Origin of the sequence: Paraburkholderia sp. GAS38 (assembly GCF_050434965.1) — a bacterium.
In the GTDB taxonomy this organism is placed as follows: domain Bacteria; phylum Pseudomonadota; class Gammaproteobacteria; order Burkholderiales; family Burkholderiaceae; genus Paraburkholderia; species Paraburkholderia phenazinium_A.
The window spans coordinates 95,734-109,772 of record NZ_JBNDJO010000010.1 but is presented as its reverse complement, the minus strand read 5'-3'; the positions used below and the strand labels follow the sequence as shown (position 1 = coordinate 109,772).

The 14,039-nt window shown below is 63.1% G+C and carries 13 protein-coding genes; 4 read left to right on the top strand and 9 right to left on the bottom strand.

What is annotated here, in order from left to right; all coding sequences use genetic code 11:
• Window positions 1-56: 56 nt before the first annotated feature.
• The 5 genes from P3T42_RS22820 to P3T42_RS22800 form a co-directional block, all read right to left on the bottom strand.
• Window positions 57-752, bottom strand: a complete 696-nt coding sequence (locus tag P3T42_RS22820; RefSeq protein ID WP_074300661.1) for an HAD family hydrolase — start codon at window positions 750-752, stop codon at window positions 57-59.
• On the bottom strand, window positions 749-1,618 hold the full coding sequence (locus P3T42_RS22815) for a carbohydrate ABC transporter permease (RefSeq protein ID WP_074300662.1): 870 nt from the start codon (window positions 1,616-1,618) through the stop codon (window positions 749-751). Before P3T42_RS22815 ends, P3T42_RS22820 begins: the two co-directional genes overlap by 4 nt.
• The gene (locus P3T42_RS22810) at window positions 1,615-2,550 is read right to left on the bottom strand and encodes a carbohydrate ABC transporter permease (protein ID WP_074300663.1); all 936 of its coding nucleotides are present in this window, start codon (window positions 2,548-2,550) and stop codon (window positions 1,615-1,617) included. The genes P3T42_RS22815 and P3T42_RS22810 overlap by 4 nt, the downstream gene beginning before the upstream one ends.
• A gap of 166 nt (window positions 2,551-2,716) precedes the next feature.
• On the bottom strand, window positions 2,717-4,039 hold the full coding sequence (locus P3T42_RS22805) for an ABC transporter substrate-binding protein (protein WP_074300664.1): 1,323 nt from the start codon (window positions 4,037-4,039) through the stop codon (window positions 2,717-2,719).
• Window positions 4,040-4,118: 79 nt separating this feature from the next.
• A complete protein-coding gene (locus tag P3T42_RS22800; RefSeq protein ID WP_074300665.1) occupies window positions 4,119-4,901 on the bottom strand; it encodes an L-iditol 2-dehydrogenase in 783 nt (260 codons plus the stop codon).
• Window positions 4,902-5,172: 271 nt separating this feature from the next.
• On the opposite strand from P3T42_RS22800, the gene P3T42_RS22795 reads away from it, so the two are divergent.
• From P3T42_RS22795 to P3T42_RS22785, 3 genes are read left to right on the top strand one after another with little or no spacing between them, the layout of a single operon-like run.
• Entirely contained in the window at window positions 5,173-6,114 is a 942-nt protein-coding gene (locus P3T42_RS22795; protein ID WP_429307321.1) for a metal ABC transporter solute-binding protein, read from the top strand.
• Entirely contained in the window at window positions 6,111-7,037 is a 927-nt protein-coding gene (locus P3T42_RS22790) for an ABC transporter ATP-binding protein (RefSeq protein ID WP_429307320.1), read from the top strand. The genes P3T42_RS22795 and P3T42_RS22790 overlap by 4 nt, the downstream gene beginning before the upstream one ends.
• A complete protein-coding gene (locus tag P3T42_RS22785) occupies window positions 7,030-7,812 on the top strand; it encodes a metal ABC transporter permease (RefSeq protein ID WP_074300668.1) in 783 nt (260 codons plus the stop codon). The genes P3T42_RS22790 and P3T42_RS22785 overlap by 8 nt, the downstream gene beginning before the upstream one ends.
• A 56-nt stretch (window positions 7,813-7,868) precedes the next feature.
• Here P3T42_RS22785 and fghA read toward each other — a convergent pair whose 3' ends face one another.
• Entirely contained in the window at window positions 7,869-8,732 is an 864-nt protein-coding gene (fghA, locus tag P3T42_RS22780) for an S-formylglutathione hydrolase (protein ID WP_429307319.1), read from the bottom strand.
• A gap of 34 nt (window positions 8,733-8,766) precedes the next feature.
• On the bottom strand, window positions 8,767-9,873 hold the full coding sequence (locus P3T42_RS22775) for an S-(hydroxymethyl)glutathione dehydrogenase/class III alcohol dehydrogenase (protein WP_074300670.1): 1,107 nt from the start codon (window positions 9,871-9,873) through the stop codon (window positions 8,767-8,769).
• 554 nt (window positions 9,874-10,427) lie between these two features.
• Here P3T42_RS22775 and P3T42_RS22770 point away from each other — a divergent pair.
• Window positions 10,428-11,843: a nucleobase:cation symporter-2 family protein gene (locus tag P3T42_RS22770; protein WP_074301749.1), complete on the top strand. Its 1,416-nt coding sequence runs from the start codon at window positions 10,428-10,430 to the stop codon at window positions 11,841-11,843.
• Window positions 11,844-11,986: 143 nt separating this feature from the next.
• Here P3T42_RS22770 and P3T42_RS22765 read toward each other — a convergent pair whose 3' ends face one another.
• Complete coding sequence (locus P3T42_RS22765) at window positions 11,987-12,241, bottom strand: hypothetical protein (RefSeq protein WP_429307318.1); 255 nt, start codon at window positions 12,239-12,241, stop codon at window positions 11,987-11,989.
• A 276-nt stretch (window positions 12,242-12,517) separates the two neighbouring features.
• Window positions 12,518-14,038 (bottom strand): efflux transporter outer membrane subunit, encoded by a 1,521-nt coding sequence (locus P3T42_RS22760; RefSeq protein ID WP_429307317.1) that lies wholly within the window; start codon window positions 14,036-14,038, stop codon window positions 12,518-12,520.
• Window position 14,039 lies beyond the last annotated feature (1 nt).

Below are 14,039 nucleotides of genomic sequence, written 5' to 3'. Positions count from 1 at the left end.
AGTTTGAAAGCGTCTGCTCGTCGCGCCGTCCTGCTGCGTCGCGATTGCAGCGCGTCTCAATGCGATTCCGCCGTCACGCGCTGGGTCCATTGGTCCACCAGCATCGGCAATTGCGTCATATCGTCGAATACGTGGGCCGCGCCGGCCGCGCGCAACGCACCAATCTGCGACTCGCTCGCATGCCCGCCGCCGATAAAGGCCAGCACCGTCATGCCCGCCGCGCTCGCGGCCGTCACACCCGTCACGCTGTCCTCCACCACCAGGCAGGCGCTGCTCGCAAGGCCAAAGCCGCTCGCCGCCGCCAGGTACACATCGGGGGCAGGCTTCGGCATCGCAACAGCATCCGCGCAGTAGAGCCGGTCGCCGAAGAACGCGTCGAGGCCCGTGCGCGCCAGCACCGTCTGCACATAGGCCCTGAAGCTGTTGCTCGCGCACGCCTTGGGCAGCGCAATCTGCGCGAGCGCCTCCGCGATGCCGGCCACGGCGGGCGCCTGCATCGCAGCGACTTCAACGGCATGGCGAATCGCCGTGATGTCGTCCGCGCTCAAACTGCGGCCGAGTTGCGCGGCGGCGTTTTCGAGCACCCGCTCGATACGCAATCCGAGCAGCGGCAACACCACCGGTTCGACATCGCAATCCGGCCAGCGCGCTTCGAGTTCGTGCACCAGCATGCGCGCCGCCACGGCTTCGCTGTCGATCAGCACGCCGTCGCAATCGCAGAGCAACGCCAGCCTTGTTTCGATCACGGTCATTTAACCGCCCCGAACGTAAGACCCCGCACCAGTTGCTTCTGCGACAGCCAGCCGACGATCAGGATCGGCGCCACCGCCAGCAGCGAAGCGGCCGAGAGCTTGGCCCAGAACAGCCCCTCGGGACTCGAATACGACGCGATGAACACGGTCAGCGGCGCGGCGTTCGAACTGGACAGGTTGATGCTCCAGAACGCTTCGTTCCACGAAAGAATCACCAGCAGCAGTGCGGTCGATGCGAGGCCCGGCAAGGACATCGGCATCAGCAGGTAGACGATTTCCTGCCAGGTCGCTGCCCCGTCGATCCGTCCGGCTTCGAGAATGTCGCGCGGAATCTCGGCGAAGTAGGTGAAGGTCATCCACACTGCAATCGGCAGATTGATCAGCGTGTAGACGATCACCAGACCCGAGACGCTATCGAGCAGCCCGGTGTTCTTCCACAACAGGTAGATCGGCACCAGCACACCCACCGACGGCATCATCTTGGTGGACAGCATCCACAGCAGCAGTTTCTGCGTACGGCGGGTCGGGAAGAACGCCATCGCGTAGGCACACGGCACGGCCAGCAGCAGACACAGCACCGTGACGCCCGCCGAGATCAGCACCGAATTCCACGCGAACGAGAAATAGTTGCTGCGGGCGAACACCTCGCGAAAACTGTCGAGCGTCGGGATGAAGAACAGCGACGACGCGTAAGCCTGCTGCTCGGTCTTGAATGCCGTGATGGTCATCCAGAAGATCGGGAAAAACAGCAGCAGCGCGATCGCCCATGCGAGCACACCGGGAATGGCGCGCTTGAAGACAGCCCATGGCGCGTTCTTCGACGAAGTGGTCGTCGTTGAAACAGGTGAAGCGGCAACGTGGCTCATTTTTCGTACTCCCCTTTCAGGTTCTTCGCGAGCATCCGGACCAGGAAGAACGACACGATGTTCGCCAGCACGACGGCGAGAATCCCGCCCGCCGAGGCCAGCCCGACGTCGAACTGCTGCAGGCCGAGCGAATAGATCAGGTACGACAGGTTGGTGGTCGCCGTGCCTGGGCCGCCGCCGGTGGTCGTGTAGATTTCGGCGAAGATCGACAGCAGGAAAATGGTTTCCATCATCACCACCACCGCAATGGCCCGTTTCAGGTGCGGCAGCGTGATGTAGAAGAACATCGAGAAGGCGCCCGCGCCGTCGATCTTGGCCGCTTCCTTCTGCTCCTGGTCGAGCGACTGGATGGCGGTGAACAGGATCAGGAATGCGAACGGCAGCCACTGCCACGCGACGATCATGATGATCGCGGTGAGTGGATAGTCGGCGAACCAGTCGATCGGCTGCAGGCCGATCGCCCGCATGCCCTGGGCAATGAGGCCGTACACCGGGTGCAGGATCATGTTCTTCCAGATCAGCGCACTGACGGTCGGCATCACGAAGAACGGTGCGATGGCGAGCAGCCGCGCAACGCCCTGGCCGTAGAACTTGCGGTCGAACAGCACCGACATCAGCACCCCGCCCACCACCGTAATCACCAGCACGGAGATGATCAATTCGAGGGTGTGGCCGATCGAAGGCAGGAACGACGGATCGGTCGCGAGGTACTTATAGTTGTCGAACCCGGCAAAACCCTTCTCATCGGGATTGAGCAGGTTGTAGTGCGTGAACGAAAACCAGATCGTCATCGCCAGAGGAATCGCCATCCACAGCACCAGCACGGCGGTGGACGGCGCCGCTAGCCAGCGAGCGGAATTGGCCTTGCGCGTTTCGCGCTCTTTTTCGGTCTGGGGATGGGCATGCATGAGAGGAAGGCGCAGAGGACGCATGATGTGACCACCTGTACGGTAAAGCGCGGGATAGCGCGGCGAATCCGGAGTGAGCCGGCACCGGCCCATGCAGTATGGACGCGGTGAGCAGGCTCGCCCAGAGAGCCGCGACGGCCCACTGTGCTGCCAAGGGCCTGCTGACTGGCGTCAGCCGGCGTGTTTCACGTCACTTCAGGTAGCCAGCCTGGCGCACTGCGCGCTCGGCTGTGGCCTGGCCAGCGGCCAGTGCCTGATCGACCGTCATCTGACCGGCAACCGCGCCGGAGATGCTCTGACCCACTACCGTACCGAACGACTGGAACTCAGGAATGCCGACGAACTGCACACCGGTGTACGGCACCGGCTTAAGCGTCGGATGATTCGGGTCCGCCGTTTCGATCGCCTTCAGCACGAAGTCGGCAAACGGAGCCGCCGCCTTGTACTCAGGACGGGCGTACGTCGACTGACGCGTTCCCGGAGGCGCCGAAGCCCAACCTTCGTCCTTCGCGACCATCTCGATGTATTCCTTCGAGGTCGCCCAGGCGATGAACTTCTTCGCCGCGTCGGCCTGCTTCGACGACTTCGGGATCGCCAGCGCCCACGCCCACAGCCAGTGCGCGCCGTGCGGCGTGACTTCGATCGGCGCCGCAGCAAAACCCACCTTGTCGGCGATCTGCGACTGCTGCTTGTTGTACAGCATGCCGGCAGCCACCGTCGCATCGATCCACATCGCGCACTTGCCCGATGACATCAGCGTCAGGTTTTCGTTGAAACCGTTCGAGCTCGCTCCCGGAGGGCCGTCCTTCTGCAGCAGGTTCACGTAGAACGTGATGGCCTTCTTCCATTCCGGCGAGGTGAGCTGCGGGTTCCACTTCTCGTCGAACCAGCGGCCGCCGAAGGTGTTCACGACCGTCGTCGCGTACGCCATGTTTTCGCCCCAGCCCGCCTTGCCGCGCAGACAGATGCCGTAGATGCCGTTGGCCTTGTCGGTGAGCTTGTCGGCGAACTGCTGGATCTGGTCATAGGTCGGCTGGTCGGGCATGGTCAGCCCCTTCGCCGCGAACAGGTCCTTGCGGTAGTACGTCATCGAGCTTTCGACGTAGAACGGCAGCGCGTACAGCGAGCCATTGTACGAGAGCCCTTCGCGCGCCGTCTTCACGACGTCGTTGAGGTCATAGGCGGCGGGCAGGTTCGTGATCGGGGTGAGCCAGCCGCGCTTGCCCCATTGCGGCGTCTCGTAGGCGCCGATCGTCATCACGTCGAACTGGCCGCTGCCGGTCGTGATGTCGGTGGTGGCGCGCTGACGCAGCACGTTCTCTTCAAGAATGACCCAGTTGAGCTTGATGTCCGGATTGGCCTGCTCGAACGCCGGCGACAGCTTCTTCAGCTCGATCATGTCCGGATTGTTCAAGGTCGCAATCGTCACCGTCGCGGCCGAGGCATTCAGTGCTGCGCACGCGACTGCTGCGGCGCCGACCGCCTTGAGCGCGGGTTTCATGGCTGCTTTCATCACTTGTCTCCTTTCTGGTACGTTATGTTTTACTGCGTTGTTATGCAAATTGGGAGGCGAGCCGGTCAGCTTCATGGCCTTAGCTCATCCAGTTGCCACCGTCTACGTTCAGGGTTTGCGCGGTGATGTAATCGGCATCGGCGGAAGCGAGGAACAGCGCCGCACCGGTCAGGTCTTCGGGCACGCCCATGCGGCCGAGCGGCACCGCCTCGCCGACCAGACGCTTCTTCTCGCCGGGCTTGCGATTCTCATAGCGGGCGAACAGCGCGTCGACCTGTTCCCACATCGGCGTATCCACGACACCCGGTGCGATGCCGTTGACGTTGATCTTGTGCGGCGCGAGTGCCAACGCCGCGGACTGCGTATAGCTTAGTACGGCGGCCTTGGTTGCGCAGTAGTGCGAAACCAGCGCTTCACCGCGCCGGCCGGCCTGCGACGACATATTGACGATCTTGCCGCCATGGCCCTGCTCGACCATCCGCTGCGCGACCGCCTGCATCAGGAAGAACATGCCCTTCACGTTGACGGCGAAGAGCCGGTCGAACACGTCCCAGGATTCATCGAGCAGCGGGCGCATGTCGAACAGCGCGGCATTATTGAAGAGAATATCGATCTGGCCGAAACGCTCCACGGTGCTCGCGACAATCCGCTGGATGTCGTCGCGGCGCGTGACGTCGGCGCTGAGTGTCAGCACGCGCTCGCCGTCGGTTTCGCGCAAGGCGTGCGCGAAGGTGTCGGCCGGCTTGACGTCCACCAGCACACAGCGCGCGCCCTCGTCGAGATAACGCCGGGCCACGGCTTCGCCGATTCCGCTTGCCGCACCTGTGAGGATCGCCACCTTCCCTTGCAATCGCGCTGCCACTGCGTGTCTCCAGTTCGTTTCGAGTTTGACTGCGCAGCGAGCGAACGCTCATTGCGCGAACAATTGCTCTGTTAGTGATCGAATGATCGGATACGCGTTCGGTCATGTCAAGGCGCGAAACAAGATTTCGATGGTGCAGCGCGGCAGGATTGGCGACAAATCTATGAGATACGTTATATCATTGCATCCCCGCCTCACCTCGAAGCACACCCGGGTCGACAGAAGCCCTCGCATTCAACTCGCACCTTACTTTTACGCAGCAGGGAAACCGATGAAAAAACTCAGCTTGAAGTGGCATGACGCACGCCGTGCGCTCAGTCTGTCGAAGTATCTCGTAGCCGGTGCGGCCGTGCTGGCGCTTGGCCAGACCGCTTTCGCGCAGACTGCGAAGATCCAGGTGGTGGCTGCGGAAAACTTCTACGGCGATGTGGTGCATCAGTTGGGCGGCGATCACGTGGACGTCACCAGCATCCTGAGCAACCCGGACGAAGACCCGCATCTGTTCGAAGCCAGCCCGAAAACCGCCCGCGCGCTGCAGCACGCGAGCCTTGTGGTCTACAACGGCGCCGATTACGATCCGTGGATGGCGAAGTTGCTGAACGCCTCGAAGAACAACGCGAAGCGCACGATCATCGTCGCAGCCGACCTGATCGGCAAGAAGAGCGGCGATAATCCACACCTCTGGTACGACCCGGCTACGATGCCGGCCGTGGCTCGCGCTGTCGCCACCGCGCTCGAAACGGCTGACCCGGCGAACAAGACGGCGTACGATGCGAACCTCGCGAAGTTTCTCGATTCGTTGAAGCCGATCGACGCCAGGGTCGCCGAGCTGCACAGCCGCTATGCGGGCGTGCCGGTGACGGCGACGGAACCGGTGTTCGGTTATATGTCGGACGCGATCGGCCTGGCGATGCGCAATATGCGCTTCCAGCTGGCGACGATGAACGACACGGAAGCGAGCGCGTCGGATATCGCCGCGTTCGAAAAGGACCTGCGCGAAAAGCGCGTGCACGTTCTGATCTATAACAGCCAGGCAACCGAAGCCCTGACCAAACGCATGTTGAAACTCGCGCAGCAATCGCACGTACCGACCATGAGCGTCACCGAGACCGAACCGGCCGGCAAGAACTACCAGGTGTGGATGTTGTCGCAACTGGACGCGCTCAGTGCGGCGCTGGCAGCGGGCCAGGCAAACACAGGAACCACTCAATGAATCTGACTGGCCGCACGTCGCAAGGAACCGCGCCCGTTCTCGAACTCGAGGACGTGACGCTGGAACTGGGCGGCCGCGCGATCCTGCGCAATACGAGTCTGCAGGTGAATCAAGGTGAATTCATCGGCGTACTCGGACCGAACGGCGCAGGCAAGACCACGCTGATGCGCGCAGTGCTCGGCCTCGTGCCGGCGGCGAGCGGCACGATCCGCGTCCACGGCCAGCCCGTGGTGCGCGGCAATGCATCGATCGGCTATATGCCGCAGACGCGCAGCGCGCTCGCCGGCCGGCGGGTGCGCGGCCGCGATTTCGTCGCGATGGCGGCCGACGGCCACCGCTGGGGCCTGCCGCACGCCGATGCCAAGACCCGCGCGGACGTCGAACGCGTGCTGGACCTGGTAGGCGGCCGCGCGCTCGCGGCGCGGCCTTTGTCGGAGCTGTCGGGCGGCGAGCGGCAGCGTCTGCTGCTCGCGCAGTGCCTGCTCGGCAACCCGAAACTGCTGCTGCTCGACGAGCCGCTCATCAGCCTCGACCCGCATCATCAGAAGAGCGTGGTCGAACTGGTGCGCAACGTGCAGCAGGAACTCGGCATCGCGGTGCTGTTTTCCGCGCATGAACTCAATCCGCTGCTGCACGCGCTCGACCGGGTGCTGTACCTCGGCAGCGGCGTGGCGGCGCTCGGCACCGTCGATGAAGTCATCACGAAGCCGGTGCTGTCGCGGCTCTACGGGTCGCCCATCGACGTGATGCGCGTGAACGGCCGCATCTTCGTGATGTCAGGCGACGTCGAAGTCGAAAAGCACGATCACGAACATGAAGACGACGCCCACGATCACGGCGGCGCGTCGGGCCATTCGCACTCGCATGGCCACAGCCACGGCCACCATCACGCCTCACGCGACGGACACACGAACGATGTTTGAATACGATTTCATGGTCAACGCCTTCGCGGCGTCGGGGATCGTCGCGGTGCTGGCGGGGATTGTCGGCTATTTTCTGGTGATGCGCGGCCAGACCTTCGCCGGCCATGCGCTCTCGCACGTCGGCTTCACCGGCGCGACCGGCGCGGTGCTGATCGGCATTTCGCCGATCTGGGGGATGATCGGTTTTACGCTGGCTGCAGGTGTCGGCATGGGCGCGCTCGGCGAGAAGCTCGCGGGACGCGATGTGGCGATTGGCGTGATCCTCTCGCTCGCGCTCGGCTTCGGGCTGCTGTTCCTGCACTTCTTCACCGCTTACGCGACCCAGATCACCGCGCTGCTGTTCGGCAATGTGCTGGGCGTGAATGCGTCCACGTTAGGTGTGCTGGCGGCGCTGGGCGTTGTGAGCCTGGCCGCGCTCGCGGCGATCATGCGGCCGTTGCTGTTCGCTTCGCTGCAGCCGGAGCTGGCCGAGGCCAAGGGCGTGTCGCTGCGGCTCGTGTCGGTGCTGTTTCTGGCGATTGCCGCACTGGCGGTGGCCGCGTGCACACAGATCGTCGGCGTGCTGCTGGTGTTCACGTTGATGGTGGGGCCGGCGGCGGCCGCGCAAAACCTCACGACGCGGCTGTCCATCGGGCTGGTGCTCGCGGCGCTGCTGGCGCTTGCGCAGGCATGGCTTGGGTTGACGCTGGCCTTCTATACGGACTGGCCGACCAGCTTCTGGATCACTGCGCTAGCTGCGCTGGTGTATGCCGGGAGTTTGTTGGGACGGCGGTAAAGGCGCGAAGGCGGCGCACCGCGATGACCGCGGATGCGCCGTGTCTACTCTGCGCTTCAGGCAAGCAACACCTTCGCATGATGCGCGAGGTGGTCCTCGATGAAAGTGGAGATGAAGTAGTAGCCGTGGTCGTAGCCTTCATGACGACGCAAGGTCACAGGCTGCCCTGCCGCACGGCACGCCGCTTCGAACACGTCGGGATAGAGTTGCTCGGCGAGATACTGATCGGAGAGTCCCTGATCGATCAGTATCCCCTGCGCGAACTTGTGCGACACGCTCGCCACCAGCTCGCTCGAGTCATACGCCTTCCACGCGGCACGGTCTTCACCGAGATAACCCGTGAAGGCCTTCTCACCCCAAGGACAACGCGACGGCGCCGCGATCGGCGCGAACGCCGACACCGAGCGGTAGATCTGCGGATTGCGCAGCGCCAGCATCAGCGCGCCGTGGCCGCCCATCGAGTGTCCGAAGATGCCGAGGCGCTCGCCGTCGACCGGCAGGTTGGCAAGCACGGTCTCACGCAGTTCGTCGCGCACGTAGGAGTACATCCGGAAGTGCCTCGACCACGGTTCTTCGGTGGCATCGACATAGAAGCCCGCTCCCACGCCGAAGTCCCACGCTGCGCTTTCGCCGGGGATGCCCGCACCGCGCGGACTGGTGTCCGGCGCGATCAGGGCGATGCCGTGGCGCGCGGCGAAGCGCTGCGCGCCCGCCTTGATCGGGAAGGTCTCCTCGGTACAGGTGAGCCCGGCGAGATAGAACAGCGCCGGCACGCGCACCGCAGCCGCTTCGCCGCCGCGCATGGCCTGCGGCGGCAAATACACCGAAAAGCGCATGGGCAATCCGGTAACCTTCGAGTCATGCCGGTAGAAGCGTTGCACGCCGCCGTGGCAGGCGTGCGCAGCTAGCAGTTCGAGCATCGCGCGCTCCCTTGGTTGCTCAGTGAGTCCGGCATCAGTACAGCACGACCGAGCGGATCGACTCGCCCTTCTTCATCAGGTCGAAGCCTTCGTTGATGCGTTCGAGCGGCAGGCGGTGCGTGATCAGATCGTCGATGTTGATCTTGCCTTCCATGTACCAGTCGACGATCTTCGGCACGTCAGTGCGGCCGCGAGCGCCGCCGAACGCCGAGCCCTTCCATTCGCGGCCCGTCACGAGCTGGAACGGACGCGTGCTGATTTCTTCTCCGGCCGCCGCCACGCCGATGATGAACGACTGCCCCCAGCCCTTGTGCGTGCACTCCAACGCCTGGCGCATCACCTTGGTGTTGCCGATGCATTCGAACGAGTAATCGGCGCCGCCGTCGGTCAACTGTACGATATGGTCGACGACGTTCTCGACTTCATTGGGGTTGATGAAGTGCGTCATGCCGAACTTCTTCGCCAGTTCGACACGGCCCGGGTTGATGTCGACACCGATGATCTTGTCCGCGCCCACCATCTTCGCGCCCTGGATCACGTTCAGGCCAATGCCGCCCAGGCCGAACACCACCACATTCGCGCCCGCCTCGACCTTGGCCGAATACACGACCGCGCCGACGCCCGTCGTCACGCCGCAGCCGATGTAGCAGATCTTGTCGAACGGCGCGTCTTCACGCACCTTCGCCACGGCAATTTCCGGCACGACGATGTAGTTCGAAAACGTGGACGTGCCCATGTAGTGAAACAGCGGCTTGCCGTCCAGCGAGAAACGCGAGGTGGCATCGGGCATCAGGCCCTTGCCTTGGGTGGAGCGAATCGCCTGGCACAGGTTGGTCTTGCGCGACAGGCAGAATTTGCACTGGCGGCACTCCGGCGTGTAGAGCGGAATCACGTGATCGCCCTTCTTGAGCGTGCCGACACCAGGACCGACGTCGACGATCACGCCCGCGCCTTCATGGCCGAGAATCGCAGGGAAGAGGCCTTCCGGGTCCGCGCCCGACAGCGTGTAGTAGTCGGTGTGGCAGATGCCCGTCGCCTTCACTTCGATCAGCACTTCGCCTGCGCGCGGCCCTTCGAGATCGACCTCTTCGATGGTCAGCGGTGCGCCGGCTTTCCATGCGATGGCGGCTTTCGTCTTCATGATGAATGCTCCTGTAGTTCCCTGAATCGTTCTCTGAATGCAAGGCATGCAGCCGCGCCGTGGCGCCGGCAGGCATGCCGTGACTTGCGTCCGGTCGTCATGCCCGCTTGCGCGGGTTGTCGAACGGAGCGTGTTCCGTGGCCGGCGCCTATGATCGCCGAAAACGCCGCCATGCGTATTCCAGCACTCGCCGCGTCATTGCTCATACACGACATCGCGCCACGCCATGCGAGCGCCTCCGCAAAGCGCCACTCGCGGGTTAACCCCGCCATCCGGGAAGCGGCGTCAAAACAGCACTATGCGTCGCTTCGAATACACCTCATGGATTTTCACACATATCGCTTTTGCCCGACCCGCTGGCGCCCCTACGAGTTCGCACCGCAGCAAGGGGCTCACAGCCGGTTTGCGCAGCATAGGCATTTCGATTGCCTTTCAAACCGCCCTCACCCATATGATCATCGCGAAGCCGGGAATAGGCCCCAGTGGTCTTGTTGCGCCTTTTCTCTCCGCATACCTTGGAGCCATCCCAAAACGAGATGGTGGAGAGAGACAAGATGCAATCGAACACGGTTCACCCGTGCGACGAGCGACTGCCCGCAGGCCAGTTGCTCACGCTCGGCATTCAGCACGTCCTCGTGATGTACGCGGGTGCAGTGGCGGTGCCGCTCATCATCGGCAGCGCGCTCAAACTGCCCAAGGATCAGATTGCGTTTCTGATCAGCGCCGACCTCTTCTCGTGCGGTATCGCGACGCTGATCCAGACGCTCGGCCTGTGGATCTTCGGCATTCGCCTGCCCGTCATCATGGGCTGCACGTTCGCGGCCGTCGGCCCGATGGTGGCGATCGGCACCAACCCGAGCCTGGGCATCCTCGATATCTTCGGCTCCACCATCGCGGCGGGGGTCATAGGCATCCTGCTCGCGCCCGCCGTCGGCAAGTTGTTGCGCTTTTTCCCGCCGGTGGTGATCGGCGTGGTGATTTCCGTGATCGGGCTCTCGCTGATGGAAGTCGGCATCAACTGGGCGGCCGGCGGCGTCGGGAACCCCGACTACGGCAACCCGGTCTATCTGGGCCTGTCGCTGGTCGTGCTGACGCTGATCCTGATGATCAACAAGTTCGGCAAGGGCTTCATCGCCAACATCTCGGTGCTGCTCGGCATCGTCGCCGGCTTCGTGATCGCGGCGCTGCTCGGGCGCGTCAACATGGCAGGCGTGACGGCCGCCCCGTGGGTCGGCATCGTGATGCCGTTCCACTTCGGCTTGCCGCACTTCGATCCGCTCGCCATCGCGACGATGGTCACCGTGATGTTCGTCACCTTCATCGAATCGACCGGCATGTTCCTCGCGGTCGGCGATATGGTGGATCGTCCGGTGGATCAGAAGACGCTGGTGCGCGGCCTGCGCGTCGACGGTCTGGGTACGCTGATCGGCGGCATCTTCAACTCGTTCCCGCATACGTCGTTCTCGCAGAACGTCGGGCTGATCGGCGTGACGGGTGTGAAAAGCCGCTTTGTCTGCGCGATGGGCGGCGTGATTCTCGTGCTGCTCGGTCTGTTTCCGAAGATGGCCCAGGTGGTCGCCTCGGTGCCGGCATTCGTGCTCGGCGGCGCGGGGATCGTGATGTTCGGGATGGTGGCCGCGAACGGCATCAAGGTGCTGTCGAAGGTGGACTTCGTGAAGAACCACCACAACCTGTTTATCGTCGCGGTCAGTATCGGCCTCGGGCTCGTGCCGGTGGTCTCGCCGCATTTCTTCGAGAAGTTGCCGCCGGCGCTCTCGCCACTGCTGCATAGCGGGATTCTGCTTGCTTCGGTGTCCGCGGTGGTGCTGAACCTCGTGTTCAACGGCGTCAAAGGGGAACGTGCGGCGAAGCGTGAGATCCGCCGCGCCGGACATGATTTCGACGGGCGTGGTGGGAATGACGACGCGGCGGCTGGCGATGAGATGTTGCGGGCGGTGGATCTGCATTGAGGTGAATTGGGTAGAGATACCGACGAACGCGTGACTCTGCGCGCCGGCGTCATCCGGTGCTCCCAACCTAAAGCTAGCTCTCGGCAAGTATTGCGCCGTACGACAAACGAGGGTGCGAGTTTCTCGCGCCCTCGTTTTATGATTTACCGCCTTCCCCTTTTCCGTGACGGCTGGCCCATATCCAGTCCTTCGGGAGCCAGTTCAGGATGCGCTTGCCACAGCGGTCTTAAGAGAAGAGCGAAGAGATGTCCGGCCACGTTCGCGGCTTCGACACGAAATGTTTGAACTTCCTTCGCTGAGCCGCGTTCCTCGATCAACTTCAAAGCATCGATAATCGAGCGGTTTGCCGAGAGTAGCTTCTCGTTGACTTGTGCGGCGAGATCTTTGTTCTCAATCATAATGTGGTTCCTTAGCAGCCGTTGTCGGCCATGCATGAGTTCATGCATCTGAAGAATTGGACATATCCTTTATATTTAGTTATGCCAATGACAGCGCAACCACTTTTAAGGAGTTTGAAATATTATGAAATCCGACGATTCCGAAAAATCCGATTGAATTGTCGTCGCTCAAACTCACGCGGCAAAGAAAAACGCCACGGCAAGCCGTGGCGTTTTTCTTTGCTGCACGCGAAGCGGATTCCGCAAAAGAATCCGTCCGCGCCTGCTGCCTTAGGCTTAGTTCACCGAAGCCGCGGAAGCCGCCGCCGGCGTACTGGCCGCGCTATAGTCGACCGGCGCATCGGCCGGGCGCGGTTGTTCGCCGCTGCGCTCGATCCAGCCGCCACCCAGGTACTGGTACAGATCGACCAGGTTCGTGAGACGGTTCAGACGCGCCGCAATCAGCGATTGCTGCGCCGAGTACAGGTTGGTCTGCGCAGTCAGCACGGACAGGTAGCTGTCCACGCCGTTCTTGTAGCGCAACTCCGACAGAGTCAGCGCGCGCTGTTCAGCAAACGTATTGCGCTCGAGTGCCTGGATCTGCTGATCGTACGTGCCGCGTGCCGCGAGACCGTCCGCCACTTCCCGGAAGGCCGTCTGGATCGCCTTTTCGTACTGCGCGATCTGGATGTTCTTCTGGATGTGGGCGAGATCGAGATTCGCCTTGTTCTCGCCACCGGTGAAGATCGGCAACGTGATCTGCGGCGCAAACGACCACGCCGCGGAACCCGGCTTGAACAGCCCACCCAGCGACGGGCTCAGCGTGCCGAAATTGCCGGTCAGCGAGACCTTCGGGAAGAACGCAGCGCGCGCCGCCCCAATGTTCGCGTTCGCAGCAAGCAGGCTCTCTTCAGCCTCGACGATGTCCGGACGACGCGTCAGCAGATCGGACGGCAAGCCGGCCGGGATGTCCGTGAGGAGATCCTGATCGCCAAGCTGCTTGCCCACCGGCAGATCGTCCGGCAACGGCTCACCCACCAGCAGCACAAGGGCGTTTTCCGCCTGCGCCCGCAGACGCGCCTGCGCCTGCTGGTTCGCCAGCGCCTGCTGGACCACCGTCTCGGCCTGACGCAGATCGAGCTCGGAACCCGTACCCGTCTCGAACTGCAGCTTCGTGATGTTGTACGAGGCCTGCGCCGTGTTCAACGTATCCTGGGTGACCCTCAGCAGATCGTCATCCGAGAGCAAGGTCAGATACTGGTCCGCCACCGACGACACCAGCGCGATTTCCGCCGCCTTGCGAGCCTGGGCCGTGGACAGGTATTGGTCCAGGGCCTGGTCCTTCAGGCTGCGAATCCGGCCGAAGAAGTCGAGCTCCCACGACGCGTTGAGCCCCACCGAATACTCGGTCGTGAGCTCCTGACCCGGTAGCGAAAGATCCGTCGGCGTACGCGTCTTGGTCTCCGAACCCGCCGCGTTGATGGTCGGGAACAGGCTCGAGCGCGCCACCCGGTACTGCGCCTGCGCCTGCTGGATATTCAGCACCGACACGCGCAGATCGCGGTTGTTCTTCAGCGCAAGCTCGATCAGCCGCTGCAGACGCGCGTCGGCGAAGAAGTCGCGCCAGCCGATGTCCACCGCGGCCTGGCCGTTGGCGCTACGCGCCCCCCCGCCCGCCGCGCCCGGCTGCGTCGCGTACACGCCGCTCGCCGGGAACGCGCCGGAGACCGGCGCGGCCGGCCGCTCGTACTTCGGCTCCATCGTGCAAGCCGTTGCGAGGAGCGCGACCGCCACTGCAATCAAAGAGTGTTTTTGCATC

Excerpts from the sequence above, each read along its gene's own strand:
- P3T42_RS22820 (WP_074300661.1), bottom strand. The coding sequence starts at position 752 with ATGACCGTGATCGAAACAAGGCTGGCGTTGCTCTGCGATTGCGACGGC.
- P3T42_RS22815 (WP_074300662.1), bottom strand. The coding sequence starts at position 1,618 with ATGAGCCACGTTGCCGCTTCACCTGTTTCAACGACGACCACTTCGTCG.
- P3T42_RS22810 (WP_074300663.1), bottom strand. The coding sequence starts at position 2,550 with ATGCGTCCTCTGCGCCTTCCTCTCATGCATGCCCATCCCCAGACCGAA.
- P3T42_RS22805 (WP_074300664.1), bottom strand. The coding sequence starts at position 4,039 with ATGAAAGCAGCCATGAAACCCGCGCTCAAGGCGGTCGGCGCCGCAGCA.
- P3T42_RS22795 (WP_429307321.1), top strand. The coding sequence starts at position 5,173 with ATGAAAAAACTCAGCTTGAAGTGGCATGACGCACGCCGTGCGCTCAGT.
- P3T42_RS22790 (WP_429307320.1), top strand. The coding sequence starts at position 6,111 with ATGAATCTGACTGGCCGCACGTCGCAAGGAACCGCGCCCGTTCTCGAA.
- P3T42_RS22785 (WP_074300668.1), top strand. The coding sequence starts at position 7,030 with ATGTTTGAATACGATTTCATGGTCAACGCCTTCGCGGCGTCGGGGATC.
- fghA (WP_429307319.1), bottom strand. The coding sequence starts at position 8,732 with ATGCTCGAACTGCTAGCTGCGCACGCCTGCCACGGCGGCGTGCAACGC.
- P3T42_RS22775 (WP_074300670.1), bottom strand. The coding sequence starts at position 9,873 with ATGAAGACGAAAGCCGCCATCGCATGGAAAGCCGGCGCACCGCTGACC.
- P3T42_RS22770 (WP_074301749.1), top strand. The coding sequence starts at position 10,428 with ATGCAATCGAACACGGTTCACCCGTGCGACGAGCGACTGCCCGCAGGC.
- P3T42_RS22765 (WP_429307318.1), bottom strand. The coding sequence starts at position 12,241 with ATGATTGAGAACAAAGATCTCGCCGCACAAGTCAACGAGAAGCTACTC.
- P3T42_RS22760 (WP_429307317.1), bottom strand. The coding sequence starts at position 14,038 with ATGCAAAAACACTCTTTGATTGCAGTGGCGGTCGCGCTCCTCGCAACG.